Origin of the sequence: Neisseria sp. (genome assembly GCF_030527965.1) — a bacterium.
Classification (GTDB): Bacteria; Pseudomonadota; Gammaproteobacteria; order Burkholderiales; family Neisseriaceae; genus Neisseria.
This window is the reverse complement of sequence record NZ_JAUMZU010000001.1, coordinates 110,316-128,757: the sequence shown is the minus strand read 5'-3', so window position 1 is coordinate 128,757 and position 18,442 is coordinate 110,316. Positions and strand designations below refer to the sequence as shown.

The window sequence follows — 18,442 nt, the reverse complement described above, 5'->3', positions numbered from 1 at the left end:
ATTAATCCGTAACTCGCGCCTGATAAGTGTAAACCGCTTTACCATCGACAACCGTAACCCCTTTAGCATTTTCTTCGTTTTCAGTGTCCATTTGCCATAAAATTTTTACCACAGTATAGGGTGTATCTTTTGTCGTTGCCACACAATGCCAATCAACATTTCCTCCTGAGGAGACCGTTGGTTTTTGATTACTACTATCCCGGCAGATATTAATATGGAAGGTTGCATCCGGTAAATTTGTCTTTAGAGCTTTTCTGAAGTCACACATTTGCTCCAGTGCCAAATTGGTTTTATTAAGATCGTTTTTACTTGTCAATCCAGTGCAGGAATCAGGATTTACGCTATTGATATTTCCGCTATAAATATCATAATTCTTACTATTCCATTCAATTCCACCACTAATATTAGCTGTGTTCAATTTGGTTAACTTGAGTTTAGGGTTGGCCAACATACCTTCAATCAGATTTTGCGTGGCCTGAGCAACAATTGTCTGATTTTCCGCTTCTCTTACGCCTGCCACAGTTTTCAATTGAGTTGCTAGTAAAACCAACACGCCGAGACCCAACATCAGCATGGAAACCAGAACCTCAATTAAAGTTGAGCCTTGCTGTTTGCGAATCAAGGTGAATCTGCCCGTATATGTTTTTAATTGATTGATTTTTCTTTTCATTGTTTAAACTCTCTCATTCAAATTATGAATAATAGATTAAATTTTCAATTCTATATTTATTGGAAAGTGCATTTTTTATTAGCAGCATCCGCAATTTCTGATTTTTTGCAAAACTGAACCCTGCCACTACTATCCAACAACATCACTTGTGCTCTGCTCTTTTCCTTGTCCTTTGGTTCTATATCTGTCAAAACAATTTTGATGATACTGTTTGCGGGATTTGTAGTAATCGTACCGTCAGTAGCATAGTTAGCTCTTAGAAATGATCCGTTAGGCAAATATCCTGCTGCACGTGCTTGTTCACTACCGCTTCTGATAATACTGTAATTGGCGCTTAAATTATCAAATAGATAACGCATAGTTGCTCGTGAAGGCGTATTCAATACTACTGTTCTTAAAGGAAGATCAACATCTTTGGTAAATTTATTATCCTTGTTGACATCTGCAAACGCTGCATAACCTTCAGGAGATGAAGTTTGGCAATAAAAATTAGGGCTGCCGGCATCAGAAAGATTTACGGGACAGATATAAACTGGCACGCCAATCCGTACCGCTTCTCCTCTTGCGAGGCGGAACATATTCGCCATTTGCTCCGCTTTATTGGCAATGCGTCGCTCGGCAATCCATTCGGTCATATTGGGATAGGCAATAAGGGATATGATGGCGAATATGGCAACCACCACCATCAATTCGACTAAGGTAAAACCTTTTTGTTGTGAACGCATGAGTAACACCTAACGTTTATTATTGGTAATGTGCGTAATCGTTGTTAAAAATTTACCCCATTTTAAACGATAGTCCGCCTACCCGCCTAATGATTTATGTTGAAATCGGCCTTTTTCATCCGGCCTGCCCGAAATTTTGCAACAAATCAGGCTTTTTAATCTTCCATTGCGGCTAATTCCGGCACAAATGCTGCATTGTCGAATTTGGTAAATTGGCCGGTCCAAGTCAATACTACTTTGCCGACCGGCCCGTTACGATTTTTACCGATAATACATTCGGCCAGGCCTTTGAACTGCGATTCGGCGTTATAATATTCGTCACGATACATAAACATAATCAAATCAGCATCTTGCTCAATCGCACCTGACTCTCGCAAATCTGACATCATAGGGCGTTTGTCCGTACGCTGTTCGACTGTACGGCTTAATTGGGAAAGTGCAATGACTGGAACTTGCAATTCTTTAGCCAGTGATTTGAGCGAACGGGAAATTTCGCCCAATTCGGATGCACGGTTGTCGCCGCGCCCCGAGCCGGACATTAATTGCAGGTAATCAATCACAATCAAGCCTAGTTTACCGCCGAACTGCCGGGCCAGCCGCCTTGCTCTCGCGCGTAATTCCAAAGCGGTTAAACCCGGTGTTTCATCGATAAACATAGGTGCATCGGAAAGTTTAACCACCGCGTCATTTAAACGCCCCCAATGTTCGTCTTTCAAGGCACCGGTTTTAAGCACGCTTTGGTCAAGCCGGCCGATGGAACCCAACATCCGCATTACCAGTTGAGCGCCGCCCATCTCCATGGAAAAAACGGCAACCGGCAGCTTGTTTTCAACGGCAACATGTTCTGCAATATTGATGGAAAATGCGGTTTTTCCCATAGAAGGCCTGCCCGCTACAATAATCAAGTCGCCGCCCTGCAAGCCTGATGTTTTCTTATCCAAATCGATAAAGCCGGTTGCAACTCCGGTTACTTCGTCTGGGTTATCCCGTGAATAAAGCATATCAATCCGCTCTACTACTTCTTTGAGCAAGTCCGGCATATTTAAAAAGCCTTGCTTAGCTTTGGCAGTGCTTTCGGCAATCTGGAAGACTTTGTTTTCCGCTTCGTCCAGCAATTTATCCGCATCTCTACCCTGAGGATTGTATGCGCTGCGGGCGATTTCGGTGCCCACTTCGGCAAGCTGGCGCATAACCGAGCGCTCGCGCACAATTTCGGCATAGCGGCGAATGTTGGCTGCGGAAGGTGTATTCTGCGCCAAAGTAACCAGATAGTTGAACCCGCCCGCATGTTCCAATTCTTCGCTGCGTTCCAATACTTCTTGCACGGTAATGACATCGGCAGGCCTATTTTCGTTGACCAAAGATGCGATGGCACGGAAAATCAGACGGTGTTCGTGACGGTAAAAGTCTTCGCCCGTTACCACATCGGCAATCCGATCCCAAGCTTGGTTCTCCAGCATCAGGCCGCCCAATACCGATTGCTCGGCCTCAACCGAATGCGGAGGTAACGATAAGGCGCTTACTTCATCGTCAGAAGCAGTTATATAGCTGTAATCATTCATATTGTTTCTTTATCGAACGCAAAACGGAAAGCCGTATTATAGCTGAAATTCGTTTTCTCTCGGTTTACAGATTAGCTTTTCAGACAGGCATATGCCTGTCTGAAAAACCGTATTCTTGAACAAATAAACGTTACTTATTCTAAAAAATTACTCATTATCCAACCAAATAATACTGGCCATTCTGCCGGTTTGCCCATCGCGACGATAAGAAAAGAAATTGTCTCGCTCCAATACCGTACAATGTTCTCCGCCATAAATCTGAGTAACGCCTTGTTGTTGTAAAACCAGACGGGCAAGCTGATAGATATCCGCTAAATATTTATCATCGGAAATGCTTTGGAATGCGCTTTCAGCCTTTGGCATTTTACGGCAAAACGCTTCGCGCACCTCATTACCCACTTCAAACGCATCCGGGCCGATGGCCGGGCCGAAATAAGCCATAATTTCTATCGGGTTTACCTTCATCGCGGCCACAGTGTTTTCCAAAACACCATTTGCCAAACCGCGCCAACCTGCATGAGCGGCCGCCACAACCGTGCCGGCGTTATCGCAGAATAAAACGGGCAAACAATCCGCAGTCATGACAACGCACGCCGCACGCCCAGTATCGTCAACACTCGCATCTGCATCCCACAATTTTTCAACAGCATCTTCGGCCCGTATTACTGTGGCACTATGAGTCTGATTAAGAAAGGCCAAGGGCAGCCCGACCTTTTCTTGTACCAAAGCGCGATTTTGCTTTACTGCTTCGGGGTCATCTCCGACATGCATACCTACGTTCAGGCTACTAAAACAACCGTTGCTTTTACCGCCCTTTCGCGTAGTCATAAAAACCTTTACATTTTTAGGTGCAGGCCATGTAGCGGTAAAAAATGCTTTTGGTATATAATTCATATTAGCTACTTGTTTAAAATTAAAATTTTCCATTTTGTGTTTCCGAGTAAATTTTTTGCCAGGTTTCAACAAATGCTTATAAAAATAAAGTAGTGTTAATTTTATCCGCTTGAATTTACATAATTTTCAAATACAACTTTAGAGACCCCCATATGAAAAGCTTACTCCTGCCCGCAACACATTTGATGTTGACCTACCGTATTTCACACAAGCTTTATAGCAATAAATTGACCCGACCTTTGGGCTATTTGGTTTATATGCTTGGCCGCATGATATTTTCGAGCGATATTCATCCGGCAGCTAAAATCGGTAAAGGATCTCATTTTGCCCACCATTATAATATTACCATCGGCTATAACGCGGTAGTGGGTGAAAATTGTAAGATTTTCAATGGGGTTACCTTAGGAGATGACGGTACCTTCAATCACACTTATCCTACCGTCGGCGATAATGTGATGCTGGCTACCGGCGTGAAATTGATAGGCGACGTGAAGGTAGGCTCAGATTCCGTTATCGGCGCCAATGCCGTTGTGGTAAAAGACATACCGCCGTCTTCTTTGGCGGTAGGCGTGCCGGCAAAAGTTTTGCGCACTATCAAGCGCGATGAATTTTACCGCTGATTTCTTTAGAACTTTATTAAAAAGCCTGTCTGAAAATTTCAGACAGGCTTTTTTCATTCTTTCACATAAATCACTTCCACATCATAATCGTCTTCATCCCAATCGTCGTCATCCGACGCATTGGCATCATTCTGCCAACCGGGTTCGTGCCCTAAAGATGAATCCAAACCGCTCTCCAAACGTAAAACGGATAACAAATGATAAATATCCTCCGGCAAAGGTGCTTGAAACGATACAGTTTCATTTGTTTCAGGGTGAATGAAACTCAGGCTGTACGCGTGCAATGCTTGTCTGCCCAAAGCCTTAACAGCGTCTTTCACCGAGGGCGAACATGCGTGGCGGGGGTTGCCGTACACCGGATCACCTGCGAGCGGATGGTTGGCCTCGCGCATGTGCACGCGGATTTGATGGGTACGCCCCGTTTCAAGCGAGCACTCCACATAGCTGTGCGCCCCGTAGCGCTCTAAAACTTTAACATGCGTTACCGCCTCCTTGCCGCCGAACTTCACCACCGCCATTTTCAAACGATTATGCGGATCGCGCCCGATTAAAGTTTCAATCTTACCGTCAAACGGCACCACGCCATTAGCCACCGCACGATAAATCCGCTTTACGCTGCGCTCCTGAAGCTGTTTGACCAGATGGTTTTGCGCCGGCAAGGTTTTCGCCACCACCATCAGGCCGCTGGTATCCTTATCCAACCGATGAACAATGCCCGCCCGCGGCACTTGCGCCAATGCGGGGCAGTGCGCCAACAGGCCGTTCAGCAGCGTACCAGACCAATTGCCTGCCGCCGGATGCACCACTAATCCCGCCGGTTTATTCAACACGATTACCGCATCGTCTTCGTAAATAATCTCCAACGGCATCTCTTCCGGTGTAAACGCCACATTCTCATCGCTTTGCCGCACGCAAACCCTTAAAGCCTCGCCGCCAATCAGCTTATCTTTAGGCTGGGCGGGCTTTCCGTCAACCAAAACGCCGCCTTCTTTAATCCACCCGCTCAAGCGGCTGCGGGAATAATCAGGCAGCAATTTTGCCAGTGCGGCATCAAGGCGCATCCCCGCCAAATCAACCGGAATCATTAAATTTATGAAACTTTCTACATTGGGGGCTGCCGAAAACGTCAAATCATCGTTATAATCGGCGTCGTTATCCACGGAAATATTTTGCATGAAAAAAATTCTTTTAATTGTTTCGTTAGGCTTGGCGTTATCCGGTTGCGCCGCAACAGGCGCCGCAGACAAAGATGCCCAGATTACCCAAGATTGGACTGTCAACAAGCTTTATGCCGAAGCGCACGACGAGTTGAACAGCCATAATTATACGCGAGCCATCAAGTTATATGAACTGCTGCAATCGCGTTTTCCAAACGGCACTTACGCCCAACAGGCGCAACTGGATACCGCTTATGCTTACTATAAAGACGAAGAGCCGGAAAAAGCACTGGCTGCCATTCAGCGTTTCCAGCGTCTCTATCCCAACCATCCCAACATGGATTACGCGCTTTACCTAAAAGGCTTGGTGCTTTTTCATGAAGACCAATCGTTTTTGAACAAACTGGCCTCGCAAGACTGGTCTGACCGCGATCCCAAAGCCAACCGCGAAGCCTATCAGGCATTCGCAGACTTGGTTAAGCGCTATCCCGACAGCCAATATACGGCGGATGCAACCGAGCGCATGACCAAACTGGTAGACGCATTGGCGGGCAACGAAATGGCCATTGCGCGCTATTACATCAATCGCGGCGCCTATCTGGCCGCTATCAATCGCTCGCAAAAAGTCATCTCTCAATATCAAAACACCCGTTTCGTAGAAGAAGCGCTGGCCATTATGATTACTTCTTATAAGAGGCTGAACCAACAACAATCGGCTGAAGACGCCACCCGCGTGCTGCAAGCCAATTTCCCGCAAAGTCCTTATTTGAAGCAAGACTGGAAAGCCGATAATATCCCTTGGTGGCGTTATTGGAAATAAACCGTCTTCATCATTAAACCCAAATGCCTGTCTGAAAACCAAACCGAAGTTTTCAGACAGGCATTTCGCTTTTTCCTCCATATAATTTTTCATTCTATCTAAGGCAGAAATAAATCTTTCCTTTGCGCCCGAGCTCTCGCTTATGATAAGCCTCGGTTTCAGAGTGGAAAGAAAAATGGATTATCTCCCCCTATTTGCAGATTTGAAAAACCGCGCCGTTTTGATTGTCGGCGGCGGAGCTGTTGCAGCTCGAAAAGTCGAAACGCTGTTGAAAACGGGCGCCAAAGTCAATCTGGTTGCCGACAAACTCAATGCGGCTTTGCAAAACTTGGTCGAACAAAAACGCATCGAATGGTTAGGCAAAGTCTTCGCAGAGCACCAACTCGACACTGTTTGGCTGGTTATCGCCGCTACCGACGATCACGAGCTCAACAGTCGCATATTCAAAGCAGCCGAAGAGCGTCAACGTTGGGCCAACGTGGTGGACGAACGTGATGCCTGCTCTTTCATTTTTCCTTCCATCATCGACCGAAGTCCGATTCAGATTGCCATTTCCAGCGGCGGCACCGCGCCTGTGCTGGCACGCTTGTTGCGCGAAAAACTGGAAGCGATGCTGCCGCAAAACCTCGGTGCCATGGCATCGATTGCCGCGCGTTGGCGTAATCGCGTCAAAGCCAAAATTCCTTTCATCGCACAACGCCGCCATTTTTGGGAAACCTTGTTTACCCATCCCTCTTTCCAACGTTTAACCGAAAGCCGCCAAACCGAGCAAGCTGAAATTTTGGTCGGCCAACAGCTCGAAAACATGCAGACAGGCAAAGGCGAAGTGGCTTTGGTCGGCGCGGGGCCGGGCGATGCGGGGCTTTTGACTTTAAAAGGCTTGCAACGCATCCAACAGGCGGATGTGGTGTTGTATGACGCTTTGGTTTCAGAACAAGTGCTGGAACTGGTCAGGCGTGATGCCGAGAAAGTGTTTGTCGGCAAACGTGCGGGCAAACATAATCTGATTCAGGAAGAAATCAACCAGCTTTTGGTGAAATATGCCGGCCAAGGCAAACGTGTCGTACGGCTTAAAGGCGGCGATCCTTTTGTGTTCGGGCGCGGCGGCGAAGAGCTGGAAACTTTGAAAGAGGCCGGAATCGCATTTGAAGTGGTGCCCGGAATCACCGCTGCATTGGGCGCTACCGCTTATGCCGGCATTCCGCTTACCCATCGCAACCATGCCCAAAGCGCCATGTTTATTACCGGCCATTGTCGCGAAGGCAACGAGCTGTCGTGGCAAACGTTGGCTCAAGGCAATCAGACGCTAGTGGTTTATATGGGTGCCATCAAAGCGGCCGAGTTACAGCACAATCTGATCAGCCACGGCAGAAACCCTGATACGCCGGTGGCCGTAATCAGCAAAGGCACTTTGCCCGAGCAACAAGTTTTTTCAGGCAGCTTAAAAGAATTGGCCGGGCTGGCGGCGCAAGCGCCTTCTCCCGCTTTGCTGGTTATCGGTGAAACCGCCGCGCTACGCGAAGATTTGGCTTGGTTCGGCAAAACACCGCAACAATTCGTCGATACGCGCAATGCTTTGTGGCGCACGCCGGAGGCGCCAGTGTTGGAACGGGTAAGTTAAGGAAAAGCATGGAAACCGTTGTTTCTTTCAGCAAGCCGAAATTGTGGCAGATTCCGAATATATCCGATGCGACCAACCGGAGCCTGTCTGAAAAAAGCGCCGCATTAGAAAAACGCTTACGCTTTATTCTGTCGCAGCATCAAAAAGTTAAGCTGGCCAGCAGCTTGGCCGTAGAAGACATGGTCATCACTGATATGTTGGTAAACATTGCGGCCGATGCCGAAGTGTTTACGCTGGAAACCGGCAGGCTCAATCCCGAGACCTTGTCGTTAATCGACATATTGGCCGAACATTATCCGATGCTCAAATTCAAACTCTACAAACCAGATGCAAAGGCCGTAGAAGCATATACATCTAACAAAGGTTTAAACGCATTCTACGAAAGCGTTGATTTACGCAAAGAATGCTGCCGCATCCGCAAAGTCGAACCGTTGAACCGCGCATTGGCCGATGCCGGCGCATGGCTTACCGGCCAGCGGCGCGAGCAATCGGTAACCCGCACCGAATTGGCCTTTGCCGAGCAAGATACGGCGCGCGGTATCGCCAAATACAATCCGATTTACGATTGGAGCGAAGAAGACGTTTGGGCTTATATCCGATGCCATAGCGTTCCTTACAATTCATTATACGAGCAAGGCTATCCCAGCATCGGCTGCGAACCCTGCACCCGTCCCATCCGCGCAGGCGAAGAAATCCGCGCCGGCCGCTGGTGGTGGGAAAGCAAAGACAGCAAAGAATGCGGTTTGCACAAATAACCCGATATCAACCGTTTTCAGACAGGCATTATCAATAAAAGGCACCATCATGCAAACTTCTATCCAAAACCACCATCTCGATTGGCTTGAAGCCGAATCGATCTACATCATCCGCGAGGTTATCGCCGAAGCTAAAAATCCCGCGCTGCTGTTTTCCGGCGGCAAAGATTCCGTCGTTTTGCTGGCGCTGGCCGTTAAAGCCTTCCAAATTGAAGGCCGACCGCTGAAACTGCCGTTCAAACTGCTGCACGTCGACACCGGCCACAATTATCCCGAAGTGATTGAGTTTCGCGACCAAACAGTGGCGCGCACAGGCGTGCAATTGGTTGTCGGCCATGTTGAAGATTCCATCAAGCGCGGCAGCGTTGTTTTGCGCAGAGAAACCGATTCACGCAATGCCGCACAAGCCGTTACCTTGGTGGAAACCATCGAAGAACAAGGCTTTGACGCTCTAATGGGCGGTGCGCGGCGTGACGAAGAAAAAGCCCGCGCCAAAGAGCGCATCTTTTCTTTCCGCGACGAATTCGGCCAGTGGGATCCGAAAAATCAGCGACCGGAGCTATGGAGCCTGTATAACACCCGCCTGTTTCAGGGCGAGAATATGCGCGTATTCCCCATTTCCAATTGGACCGAGCTCGACATCTGGCAATACATTGCCCGCGAAAACCTCGCCCTGCCGCCGATTTATTATGCCCACCAACGCGAAGTAGTGGAACGCAGCGGCCTGCTCGTACCCGTTACCCCGCTCACGCCCAAACGCGAAGGCGACGTTTCCGAAATCCGCAGCGTCCGCTTCCGTACGGTAGGCGATATTTCCTGCACCTGCCCCGTAGCCAGCACCGCCGCAACCGCCGAAGACATCATTGCGGAAACCGCCGCCGCCACCATTTCGGAACGCAGCGCTACCCGCATGGACGACCGCGTTTCCGAAGCCGCTATGGAAGAGCGTAAAAAAGCCGGTTATTTCTAGTGAGCTTTTTACAAAACACAATGCCTGTCTGAAAAACCTTTCAGACAGGCATTGCTTATCAAGCAAACCGATATAACGAAATCATCTTAAATTAAAACAAACCATTCTTTCCCTTTTTCAAGCGCCCTGTTTACAGTATGCGCCATAAAAACGGCCCTTCGGCCCAGCAAACTAAGGATGCCCAGTATGACCCAAACCTCTGCTCCCGTTTTAAGATTCATTACCGCCGGCAGCGTTGACGATGGTAAATCCACCCTCATCGGCCGCCTGCTGTACGACAGCAAAACCCTGCTTACCGACCAATTATCCAAGCTCGACCAAGCCGCGCAAAACGGCCAAACACCTGATTTCGCCAGCCTTACCGACGGCCTGGCCGCCGAGCGCGAGCAAGGCATCACGATTGACGTGGCCTACCGCTATTTTGCCACGCCCGCGCGCAAATTCATCATTGCCGACACGCCCGGCCACGAGCAATACACCCGCAACATGGTAACCGGCGCCTCCACCGCGGATGCGGCCATCGTATTGATAGACGCGACGCGTGTCGATTTTTCCGGCAGCGAGCCCGTATTATTGCCGCAAACCAAGCGCCACAGTGCCATTCTCAAATTATTAGGTTGTCCCAACGTCATTGTGGCGGTTAACAAGCTCGACCTGCTCGGTTTCGACGAAACCCGATACCAAGCGATTACCCAAGCCTATCGCCGACTGGCCGAACAAATCGGCCTTAACGCGCAAATTTATTTCCTGCCGATTAGCGCCCTGAACGGCGACAACATCGTCAACCCGAGCGAAAACACCCCGTGGTATCAAGATTTACCACTGCTTCGCTTACTGGAGCAACTGCCCGTCGACCGCAAAAACGCCGCCGATTCGCCCGCCCACTTTCCCGTTCAACGCGTTGCACGTCAAGACGGCAGTAGCAGCGACGACTTCCGCGGCTATCAAGGCCGATTGGAAGCCGGGAGGTTGAAAATCGGCGATGAAGTCAAAGTATTACCCGGCGGCAAAACTGCCAAAATCGCCGAAATCTACAGCCCCAAAGGCAAAGTCAACCAAGCCGAGGCGGGCGAAGTGCTGACCGTGACGCTGGATACCGACATCGACATTTCCCGCGGCGACAGCATCGTCGCCATCAACAACCCCATAGAGCCGCAGCAGGAATTCCAAGCCGCCCTGTGTTGGTTTGACGAAACCCCGCTCAACCTGCGTCGGAAATATCTGCTCAAGCACAGTACCCGCACCACCGCAGTCAAAATCAGCGAAATCGCCTATATATGGGATGTGCACACACTCAGCCGCGTTCAATCGGCCGACGCGTTGAAATTAAACGACATCGGCAGCGTCAGCCTGAAAAGCCAGCAAGCCCTCGCCGCCGCCAACTATGCCGACAATGCCGCACTCGGCGCATTCATTTTGATTGACGAAGCCACCAACCATACCGTGGCCGCCGGCATGATACGCGGAAAAGATACGAAAGATGCCTTTGATATTTAAAAGCCGACACACCATGCCTGTCTGAAAAAATCAGACGGGCGGAAAAGCCAAAAAATACTATTAATAAGGACCAACCATGAACCCAATACCACCCGAACTGCTTGCCCAACTGGCTCAGCTCACTCCCCAGCAATTGGCTTTTCTGGCAGGCTACGCATGGGCGAAAAGCGGAGGCGCGGAAAGCGGCGCTGCGGCGGCAACAGGTTTGCCCGCTGCAGAGCCTGTCGTTGCACGCAGCGTAACCGTCATTTCCGCCTCACAAACCGGCAACGCCCGCAAAGTGGCCGAAAGACTGTCGGCCAAACTGGCCGGAGCGGGCGTGCAAGCCAAACTCGTTGCCGCGGCAGATTACAAAACCAAGCAAATTTCCGGCGAAGATATCCTGCTGATTGTCGCCTCAACCCAAGGCGAAGGCGAGCCGCCGGAAGAAGCCGTTCCGCTTTATAAACTTCTGACCGGCAAAAAAGCACCGGATTTAGGCAAACTCAGTTTTGCCGTTTTAGGTTTGGGCGACAGCAGCTATCCCGATTTCTGCCAAGCGGGCAAAGACTTCGATGCCGCCTTGGAAAAACTCGGCGGCAAGCGCATCGCCGATTTGGGCATTTGCGATCTTGATTATCAAGCCGCTGCCGATGCGTGGGTGGAAGCCGCAGTGACCGTTGTTGCCGGGCTGGCCGCAGGTCCTGCCGCTCCGCCTACGGCTGCTTCAAGCAATTTGCCGGCTGAAGGCGGCAAACACTACTCTAAAGAGCAACCGTTTACCGCCGTTTTATCCGTTCGGCAGAAAATTACCGCCCGTGAAGCTGAAAAAGATGTTGAGCATATCGAAATCGACCTTGCCGGCTCCGGCATCCATTATCAAGCGGGCGACGCTCTGGGCGTTTGGCCGATTAACGACGACAACCTCGTGGCCGAAATTTTGCAACATGCCGGTTTGAACGGCAGCGAAACGGTGCAAAAAGCCGACGGCAGCGAAACAGACATCCGCACCGCACTCACGCAAGATCTCGACATCACCCAAAACACCCCCCAATTCGTACAACAATATGCCGCGCTGAGCAAAGCGGAAGAGCTTCAACGCACGGTGGAAGACGCCGAAGCCTTAAATGCCTATCTGGCACTGACGCCGCCGGTCGGCGTATTGGCAGCGCATCCGCACAAATTCGATGCGCAAACCCTATTCGGGCTGTTCCGTGCACAAACCCCGCGCCTCTATTCCATTGCGTCGTCTCAAGAAGAAGTGGGCGAAGAAGTGCATCTGACCGTAGGTGTGGTGCGCTTCGAGCATCACGGCAATCATTACACCGGAGCCGCTTCCGGCTGGCTGGGCAACCGCTTGGAAGAAGGCGAGCGTTTGCGCATATTCATCGAACCGAACAAGCTTTTCCGTTTGCCTGAAAACAGCGAAACTCCCATCATCATGATCGGCGCCGGCACAGGCATCGCCCCCTTCCGCGCCTTTATGCAGCAGCGGGAAGCCAACGGCGATACGGGTAAAAACTGGCTGGTCTTCGGCAATCAGAAATTCACCGATGATTTCCTCTATCAAGCCGAATGGCTGCAATACCGCAAGTCGGGCTTGCTGGCACGCGCCGATCTGGCTTGGAGCAGACAAGGGCAGGAAAAGGTTTACGTACAGCACAAACTCGCTGCCGCCTCGGCTGAAGTTTGGGCATGGCTGCAACAAGGCGCCCATATTTATGTATGCGGCGACGCCTTGCGCATGGCGCGCGATGTGGAAAACACCCTGCTGGATATCATTGCCGCCGAAGGCAAAATGAGCCGCGACGACGCCGAAGATTTTCTGAACGAAATGCGAGAAGAAAAACGTTATCAACGAGACGTTTATTGATTTGAGAAGTCGATTTCCCCAATGATTGTTATAAAGCCTGTCTGAAGTTTTCAGACAGGCTTTTTCTCTGTTGCCATAGCAATACAATAAAAGATGCAAGCTCCGAGAGCCACCTTACCATTTTTTCATCTCGCTCAGTCCGCCTAGCGCGTCCGCCCCCAACAGCTCAACCGACGCCTCGCCCTGCCACACACAAGCCAGCATCAGTTTTTCGCCGATTTTTACCGTTAAACCATTCCAACCGACCTGCCCTTTAACATGCAGCTGTCGCATGTTGCCCAAACTTTTTTGCCAGCCCACCTGCTGCATATCATCGGGAAAACTGAGATTAGCCGCTTTAAGCAAAGCTTCTTTCAACGTCCACAGTTCGTAAAAATCTTCGGCTTGCCAGCCGCGCTGCGCCAATGCCTGCCGCTCTTCTTCCGTTGCTACCCACTCTGCCAGAGCCTGAAAATCCCGCTCCCGAATGGTTTCTATATCCACTCCCGCCGGCATGGGCGTTGCGCCGCACAACACGGCGGCCGCGCCCTTGCTGTGCGACAATGATTTAACCTGCGCCGGTGCCTGTTGTTTCAAATAACGGCTGACTTGCCAATCCGCACGACGAGCCAAATCGGGGTGATCGAGCAAACGCCGGCGGTCGTGCTCGTCCAAGCCATCCGGCTGGTATCGGCCGGCGCTGTGTTCGTCGGCAATCAGGCAAGTGAAATGCGTAATCCTCATCATAATGGCAATCAATTGGTTTCAGGCAAGCATTTCCATTATACTTCCTTACTTTCCCTTTCATCACGCGCATCTGCCATGAACCAAGACGCCCCGCAGCGCAACAATACTGAAAACGTCCCTAAACAGGCCGTTTATCAGATGCGCTACAATCATGACGAATGTATCTGCCACACTCTGATACCGGTTGATGGCGTCATACATTCAGAAGAACTCGCGCCCCATAATCTTGATTCAAACGATACCAACTGGCTGCATTTCGTAGGCATCAACGACGATGCCTCGCTTAAAACCCTGCTTGCACCTTACGGCATTCATGATCTGGTTATCGAAGACCTGCTCAACCGCAACCAACGCCCGAAAGCCGAAGATTACGGCACCTATCTGTTTATCGTATCGCGCGTGTTCCAATACAACAGCAACAAACTGGTTTCCGATCCCGTTTACCTGATTTTGGGCAAAAATTTCGTGCTGACCTTCCAACGCCGGCCGCTCGGCCTGATGGACAGCATCCGTAAACAATTGATAGGCAACCATACCGGCCTGCGCGACCAATCGCCCGCTTTTCTCGCCTATACCTTTATCGATCGTTTGGTTGACGATTATTTTATTACTTTCGATCAATTCAACCACCGCGTCGAATCCCTAGACAAAACCCTGTTTGCCGACAACGGCGGCAACACCAACGATTTATTACCGAAAATTCACCGTCTTAAGCGCGATACCGTACGCCTGCGACGCACCCTGTCGCCGATGCGCGACGTATTGAGCCAGCTTTTACGCGGTGATTTTCCTTTGTTTAAAAACGAAGCCCATTACTATTTGCTCGACACCTACGATCATCTGCTCCAACTATCCGAATCGCTCGACGCCACCCGCGATTCCATACAGAGCATGATGGACATCCATTTATCATTCCAATCAAACCGCCTCAATATCCAAATGCGCGTTTTAACCGTTATCACCATCCTGTTTATGCCTCTTACCCTGATTACAGGCATCTACGGCATGAATTTCGACAATATGCCCGAATTGCATTGGCGCTACGGCTATTTCATGGTTTGGGGTCTGATTATCCTGATCACGATTTCTCTGCTGATTTTTTTCCGCCGCCGCAAATGGATTTAACACCGTAAACCCTCAGTTTTGCCGCAGCGGCTCTTCACGCCCTTAAAGCCTGTCTGAAAACTTAATATCCGAAAAGGAAGCACACACATGACATCCGAAACCCGAACCCAAGCCCCGCAACCCGAATTGCAAATGACCGTACTGATGACGCCCGATATGGCTAATTTCAGCGGCAACGTTCACGGTGGCGACCTGCTCAAACTGCTTGATCAAGTTGCCTACGCCTGCGCCAGCCGTTATAGCGGCCACTATTGCGTAACCCTTTCGGTCGATAAAGTTACTTTTAAAGAACCGATTTACGTCGGCGAGCTCGTTACCTTTCTCGCTTGCGTCAACCATGTCGGCCGCACCTCAATGGAAGTGGGCATACGGGTGGAAGCGCAAAACATCCGCGAACAAACCGTCCGCCATACCAACAGCTGCTATTTCACTATGGTTGCCGTTGAAAACGGCAAGCCCGTACCCGTGCCGCCTCTGTGTATCAGCACCGACATCCAGCGATGCCGCTTTATGGCAGCCGAAGAGCGTAAAAAACAACGTTTACAGGAAAGCAAACAACACGGTTGCGATACATGCGCCTAATCCCAAAGCAATCCGGCCGGTTGCCAGATAAACAGTAGAACCAACCCGGCAGCATCCGTTGAAAATTACCAGCCTTGCGAATGCCTGTCTGAAAACCGCCGTCGTTTTCAGACAGGCATTCTCCGTATAAACAATAGTGCTACAATACACACCGTTTCCAACCGAAAGCACATCCATGTTTACAGGCATCGTACAAGGCACCGGCACCATTGTCGCCATTGAAAATCCCTCTGCCGATTTTTGCACCCTAACGGTCGAGTTGCCCGAGCATATGGCAGACAATCTGCAAACCGGTGCCTCGATTGCCAACAACGGCTGCTGCCTAACCATTACCCGTATCAACGGCCGCCAAGTTCAATTCGATTTAATGGCCGAAACTCTGAAAAAAACCAATCTTGGCCAGCTAAAAACCGGCAGCCGCGTTAATTTGGAGCGAGCAGCCCGCATCGGCGATGAAATCGGCGGCCATCTGATGAGCGGCCATATCAGTGCCGTTACCCGCATCACGCGCATCGAATCGAGCGGCCTAAATAAAACCGTCTGGTTTGCCCTGCCCGCCGAACTGCGCCCCTATATATTGCCCAAAGGCTTTGCCGGGCTAGACGGTTGCAGCCTGACCATAGGCGAAGTCAACGCACAAGAATTCAATGTGCATCTAATTCCCGAAACCTTGCGACTCACCCTTTTCGGCGTCAAACAAGCGGGCGACAGCGTCAATATCGAAATCGACCCGCAAACACAAGCCATCGTCGATACGGTCGAGCGCATCATGCAGGCCAATAAACATTAAAATAAAAAACGCAAAACAATGAGAGAAATAGATTGATGGACTACAAAACATAACCCGACAAATCAAAGCCGAATTGTTTGACGGTTGGAAACCGGTCGAACTAATCTGGCTTTTTGCATTCCTGCATATATCTGATGTATACGGCTTATCTATTCAATTCCTTATACGGCTATTACAATTGGACCAAACTACAAAAATCTGAACTGACTTAAGGTTTATCATGAACATTACACCCATTCCCGAAATTCTCGCCGACATCAAAGCCGGCAAAATGGTCATCATCACCGATGCCGAAGACCGCGAAAACGAAGGCGACCTCGTAATGGCCGCTCAATTCATCACCCCGCAAGCCATTAATTTCATGATTAAGCACGCACGCGGTCTGGTTTGCCTGCCCATGAACGACAACATGGTCGACCGCCTGAACCTGCCGCAGATGACGCAGAAAAACGGCGCCCAATACGGCACCAACTTTACCGTTTCCATCGAAGCCGCACACGGCATTTCCACCGGCATATCTGCCGCCGACCGTGCGCTGACCATCCAAACCGCCGTTTCGCCCAACGTAAAACCCGAAGATATCGTGCAACCCGGCCATATCTTCCCGCTCCGCTCGCAAAAAGGCGGCGTATTGGTACGTGCGGGCCATACCGAAGCCGCCGTAGACTTGGCTGAAATGAGCGGCCTTTCGCCTGCCGGCGTAATTTGCGAAATCCTCAACGACGACGGCACCATGGCGCGCATGCCCGAATTAATGAAATTTGCCGAAACGCACCAGCTCAAAATCGGCACCATCGCCGATCTCATCGAATACCGCAGCCGCACCGAAAGCCTGCTCGAAGAAATGGGCGACACTACGGTGCAAACACCTTGGGGCGAGTTTCAACAGCACGTTTATGTTGACAAGCTCTCGGGAGAAACCCATCTGGCCTTGGTTAAAGGCAAGCTGTCGCCCGATAGCGAAACCCTTGTTCGGGTACACGAACCTTTCAGCGCCATCGACTTTCTGCAAGCAGACCCCAACCATTCATGGTCGCTTCCTGCCGCGCTGGAGCACATCCAGAAAGCCGGTAACGGCGTTATCATCTTGCTGCACCGAACCGAAGACGGCGATGCACTGTTAGACCGCACCATGCCGAAAAACACCTTCCAAGTGAAAAAATGGGATAGGAAAACCTACGGTATCGGCGCGCAAATTCTGGCCGGGCTGAATGTTAAAAAAATGCGCGTGATGGGAAAACCATCATCAATGAACGGCCTGACCGGTTTCGGTTTGGAAGTAACCGGCTTTGAAACACAAGCATGATGCGGAACGCAGCACAATGATAAAAGCCTGCCTGAATTTTTTCAGACAGGCTTTTATCAAATCCATATTATCGGATTATTATTTAACACCCAATACCGCTGCAATCGCCGCAATCGCAACCGCCAAAGCGGCAACCAGCCGGCCGGCGCCCGCAAACCACAAATCCGGCAATTTACCTTCCAATTCTTTATATCCGGTAATCATCGGCCTGATTAAATCGTGTTTTTTAACAAACCGATACAACAGCACCGTTACCACATGCAAAGCAGCCAAGCCGGCCAGCAAGTTAAAAAAGACCACATGGATTTCACGAAATTTTCCGCCCGCACCTTCCGCCAATCCGTTCAAATAGCCGTTATACATAAACGTATTTTCATCGCTGGCCAGCAGCCCCGTTACCACCTGAAACAATACGGCACCAATCAGCGCCACCACCATCAGCGCGCCCAATGGATTGTGGCCGGGCTGCTCATTCTCGGTAAGCTCTCCTTTCAGATAACGGCCGATTTGCGAAGGTTTGAAAAAACGGGCAAACCGAGCGGTATCGCTGCCCCACGCTCCCCAACACAAGCGGAACACCATCATTCCGAGCATCAGCAATCCGCAACGCAAATGCCAAGCCATCCAATCGCCGCCCTGATTCGCGCTGTACCACATAAACGCCACGCCTGCCACTAGCGTCCAGTGAAACAGGCGCGTTGGCAAATCCCATACTTTTAATCTCTGTTTCATAATAAAATATCCGTTTTGGTTTGTGTCCGCAGGCATTG

Annotated in this window: 18 protein-coding genes; 11 read left to right on the top strand and 7 right to left on the bottom strand. The window is 50.2% G+C overall.

Annotation, left to right across the window (positions count from 1 at the left end; genetic code table 11):
• Position 1: 1 nt before the first annotated feature.
• The 4 genes from pilV to pgeF form a co-directional block, all read right to left on the bottom strand.
• The gene (gene pilV / locus Q4A84_RS00610; protein WP_303086989.1) at positions 2–670 is read right to left on the bottom strand and encodes a type IV pilus modification protein PilV; all 669 of its coding nucleotides are present in this window, start codon (positions 668–670) and stop codon (positions 2–4) included.
• A 56-nt stretch (positions 671–726) separates the two neighbouring features.
• A complete protein-coding gene (locus Q4A84_RS00605; RefSeq protein WP_303086988.1) occupies positions 727–1,395 on the bottom strand; it encodes a GspH/FimT family pseudopilin in 669 nt (222 codons plus the stop codon).
• Positions 1,396–1,550: 155 nt separating this feature from the next.
• Positions 1,551–2,957, bottom strand: a complete 1,407-nt coding sequence (gene dnaB, locus Q4A84_RS00600) for a replicative DNA helicase (protein ID WP_303086987.1) — start codon at positions 2,955–2,957, stop codon at positions 1,551–1,553.
• Between the two features lie 147 nt (positions 2,958–3,104).
• Entirely contained in the window at positions 3,105–3,851 is a 747-nt protein-coding gene (pgeF, locus tag Q4A84_RS00595) for a peptidoglycan editing factor PgeF (RefSeq protein ID WP_303086986.1), read from the bottom strand.
• Positions 3,852–4,003: 152 nt separating this feature from the next.
• On the opposite strand from pgeF, the gene Q4A84_RS00590 reads away from it, so the two are divergent.
• Positions 4,004–4,471 (top strand): serine O-acetyltransferase, encoded by a 468-nt coding sequence (locus Q4A84_RS00590; protein WP_303086985.1) that lies wholly within the window; start codon positions 4,004–4,006, stop codon positions 4,469–4,471.
• A gap of 53 nt (positions 4,472–4,524) precedes the next feature.
• Here the strand turns inward: Q4A84_RS00590 and rluD are convergent, their stop codons facing one another.
• Positions 4,525–5,646 carry a 23S rRNA pseudouridine(1911/1915/1917) synthase RluD gene (rluD, locus tag Q4A84_RS00585; RefSeq protein WP_303086984.1) on the bottom strand — a complete coding sequence of 374 codons (1,122 nt, stop codon included), beginning with the start codon at positions 5,644–5,646 and terminating at the stop codon, positions 4,525–4,527.
• Between rluD and Q4A84_RS00580 the strand changes: the two genes are divergently transcribed.
• From Q4A84_RS00580 to Q4A84_RS00555, 6 genes are all read left to right on the top strand, one after another.
• Positions 5,645–6,448 (top strand): outer membrane protein assembly factor BamD, encoded by an 804-nt coding sequence (locus Q4A84_RS00580; protein ID WP_303086983.1) that lies wholly within the window; start codon positions 5,645–5,647, stop codon positions 6,446–6,448. The two genes, rluD and Q4A84_RS00580, sit on opposite strands and share 2 nt — an antisense overlap.
• A 175-nt stretch (positions 6,449–6,623) precedes the next feature.
• The gene (gene cysG / locus Q4A84_RS00575) at positions 6,624–8,069 is read left to right on the top strand and encodes a siroheme synthase CysG (RefSeq protein ID WP_303086982.1); all 1,446 of its coding nucleotides are present in this window, start codon (positions 6,624–6,626) and stop codon (positions 8,067–8,069) included.
• Between the two features lie 8 nt (positions 8,070–8,077).
• On the top strand, positions 8,078–8,824 hold the full coding sequence (locus Q4A84_RS00570) for a phosphoadenylyl-sulfate reductase (RefSeq protein WP_303086981.1): 747 nt from the start codon (positions 8,078–8,080) through the stop codon (positions 8,822–8,824).
• 34 nt (positions 8,825–8,858) lie between these two features.
• On the top strand, positions 8,859–9,794 hold the full coding sequence (cysD, locus tag Q4A84_RS00565) for a sulfate adenylyltransferase subunit CysD (RefSeq protein WP_303087066.1): 936 nt from the start codon (positions 8,859–8,861) through the stop codon (positions 9,792–9,794).
• A 186-nt stretch (positions 9,795–9,980) separates the two neighbouring features.
• The gene (locus Q4A84_RS00560) at positions 9,981–11,291 is read left to right on the top strand and encodes a sulfate adenylyltransferase subunit 1 (protein WP_303086980.1); all 1,311 of its coding nucleotides are present in this window, start codon (positions 9,981–9,983) and stop codon (positions 11,289–11,291) included.
• A 76-nt stretch (positions 11,292–11,367) separates the two neighbouring features.
• On the top strand, positions 11,368–13,143 hold the full coding sequence (locus tag Q4A84_RS00555) for an assimilatory sulfite reductase (NADPH) flavoprotein subunit (protein ID WP_303086979.1): 1,776 nt from the start codon (positions 11,368–11,370) through the stop codon (positions 13,141–13,143).
• Between the two features lie 114 nt (positions 13,144–13,257).
• Here the strand turns inward: Q4A84_RS00555 and Q4A84_RS00550 are convergent, their stop codons facing one another.
• A complete protein-coding gene (locus tag Q4A84_RS00550; RefSeq protein ID WP_303086978.1) occupies positions 13,258–13,869 on the bottom strand; it encodes a 4'-phosphopantetheinyl transferase superfamily protein in 612 nt (203 codons plus the stop codon).
• A 75-nt stretch (positions 13,870–13,944) separates the two neighbouring features.
• Here Q4A84_RS00550 and corA point away from each other — a divergent pair, with 75 nt between their 5' ends.
• The 4 genes from corA (at position 13,945) to ribBA (ending at position 17,672) form a co-directional block, all read left to right on the top strand.
• A complete protein-coding gene (corA, locus tag Q4A84_RS00545; protein WP_303087065.1) occupies positions 13,945–14,994 on the top strand; it encodes a magnesium/cobalt transporter CorA in 1,050 nt (349 codons plus the stop codon).
• A gap of 87 nt (positions 14,995–15,081) precedes the next feature.
• Complete coding sequence (locus Q4A84_RS00540; protein WP_303086977.1) at positions 15,082–15,576, top strand: acyl-CoA thioesterase; 495 nt, start codon at positions 15,082–15,084, stop codon at positions 15,574–15,576.
• Positions 15,577–15,751: 175 nt separating this feature from the next.
• Complete coding sequence (locus tag Q4A84_RS00535; RefSeq protein ID WP_303086976.1) at positions 15,752–16,366, top strand: riboflavin synthase subunit alpha; 615 nt, start codon at positions 15,752–15,754, stop codon at positions 16,364–16,366.
• Positions 16,367–16,586: 220 nt separating this feature from the next.
• Positions 16,587–17,672, top strand: a complete 1,086-nt coding sequence (gene ribBA, locus Q4A84_RS00530; protein ID WP_303086975.1) for a bifunctional 3,4-dihydroxy-2-butanone-4-phosphate synthase/GTP cyclohydrolase II — start codon at positions 16,587–16,589, stop codon at positions 17,670–17,672.
• A 78-nt stretch (positions 17,673–17,750) separates the two neighbouring features.
• Here the strand turns inward: ribBA and Q4A84_RS00525 are convergent, their stop codons facing one another.
• Positions 17,751–18,404: a cytochrome b/b6 domain-containing protein gene (locus Q4A84_RS00525; RefSeq protein WP_303086974.1), complete on the bottom strand. Its 654-nt coding sequence runs from the start codon at positions 18,402–18,404 to the stop codon at positions 17,751–17,753.
• Positions 18,405–18,442: the final 38 nt, after the last annotated feature.

Coding starts and splice junctions, on each gene's coding strand:
- pilV (WP_303086989.1), bottom strand. CDS start 670: ATGAAAAGAAAAATCAATCAATTAAAAACATATACGGGCAGATTCACC.
- Q4A84_RS00605 (WP_303086988.1), bottom strand. CDS start 1,395: ATGCGTTCACAACAAAAAGGTTTTACCTTAGTCGAATTGATGGTGGTG.
- dnaB (WP_303086987.1), bottom strand. CDS start 2,957: ATGAATGATTACAGCTATATAACTGCTTCTGACGATGAAGTAAGCGCC.
- pgeF (WP_303086986.1), bottom strand. CDS start 3,851: ATGAATTATATACCAAAAGCATTTTTTACCGCTACATGGCCTGCACCT.
- Q4A84_RS00590 (WP_303086985.1), top strand. CDS start 4,004: ATGAAAAGCTTACTCCTGCCCGCAACACATTTGATGTTGACCTACCGT.
- Q4A84_RS00580 (WP_303086983.1), top strand. CDS start 5,645: ATGAAAAAAATTCTTTTAATTGTTTCGTTAGGCTTGGCGTTATCCGGT.
- rluD (WP_303086984.1), bottom strand. CDS start 5,646: ATGCAAAATATTTCCGTGGATAACGACGCCGATTATAACGATGATTTG.
- cysG (WP_303086982.1), top strand. CDS start 6,624: ATGGATTATCTCCCCCTATTTGCAGATTTGAAAAACCGCGCCGTTTTG.
- Q4A84_RS00570 (WP_303086981.1), top strand. CDS start 8,078: ATGGAAACCGTTGTTTCTTTCAGCAAGCCGAAATTGTGGCAGATTCCG.
- Q4A84_RS00560 (WP_303086980.1), top strand. CDS start 9,981: ATGACCCAAACCTCTGCTCCCGTTTTAAGATTCATTACCGCCGGCAGC.
- Q4A84_RS00555 (WP_303086979.1), top strand. CDS start 11,368: ATGAACCCAATACCACCCGAACTGCTTGCCCAACTGGCTCAGCTCACT.
- Q4A84_RS00550 (WP_303086978.1), bottom strand. CDS start 13,869: ATGATGAGGATTACGCATTTCACTTGCCTGATTGCCGACGAACACAGC.
- corA (WP_303087065.1), top strand. CDS start 13,945: ATGAACCAAGACGCCCCGCAGCGCAACAATACTGAAAACGTCCCTAAA.
- Q4A84_RS00540 (WP_303086977.1), top strand. CDS start 15,082: ATGACATCCGAAACCCGAACCCAAGCCCCGCAACCCGAATTGCAAATG.
- Q4A84_RS00535 (WP_303086976.1), top strand. CDS start 15,752: ATGTTTACAGGCATCGTACAAGGCACCGGCACCATTGTCGCCATTGAA.
- ribBA (WP_303086975.1), top strand. CDS start 16,587: ATGAACATTACACCCATTCCCGAAATTCTCGCCGACATCAAAGCCGGC.
- Q4A84_RS00525 (WP_303086974.1), bottom strand. CDS start 18,404: ATGAAACAGAGATTAAAAGTATGGGATTTGCCAACGCGCCTGTTTCAC.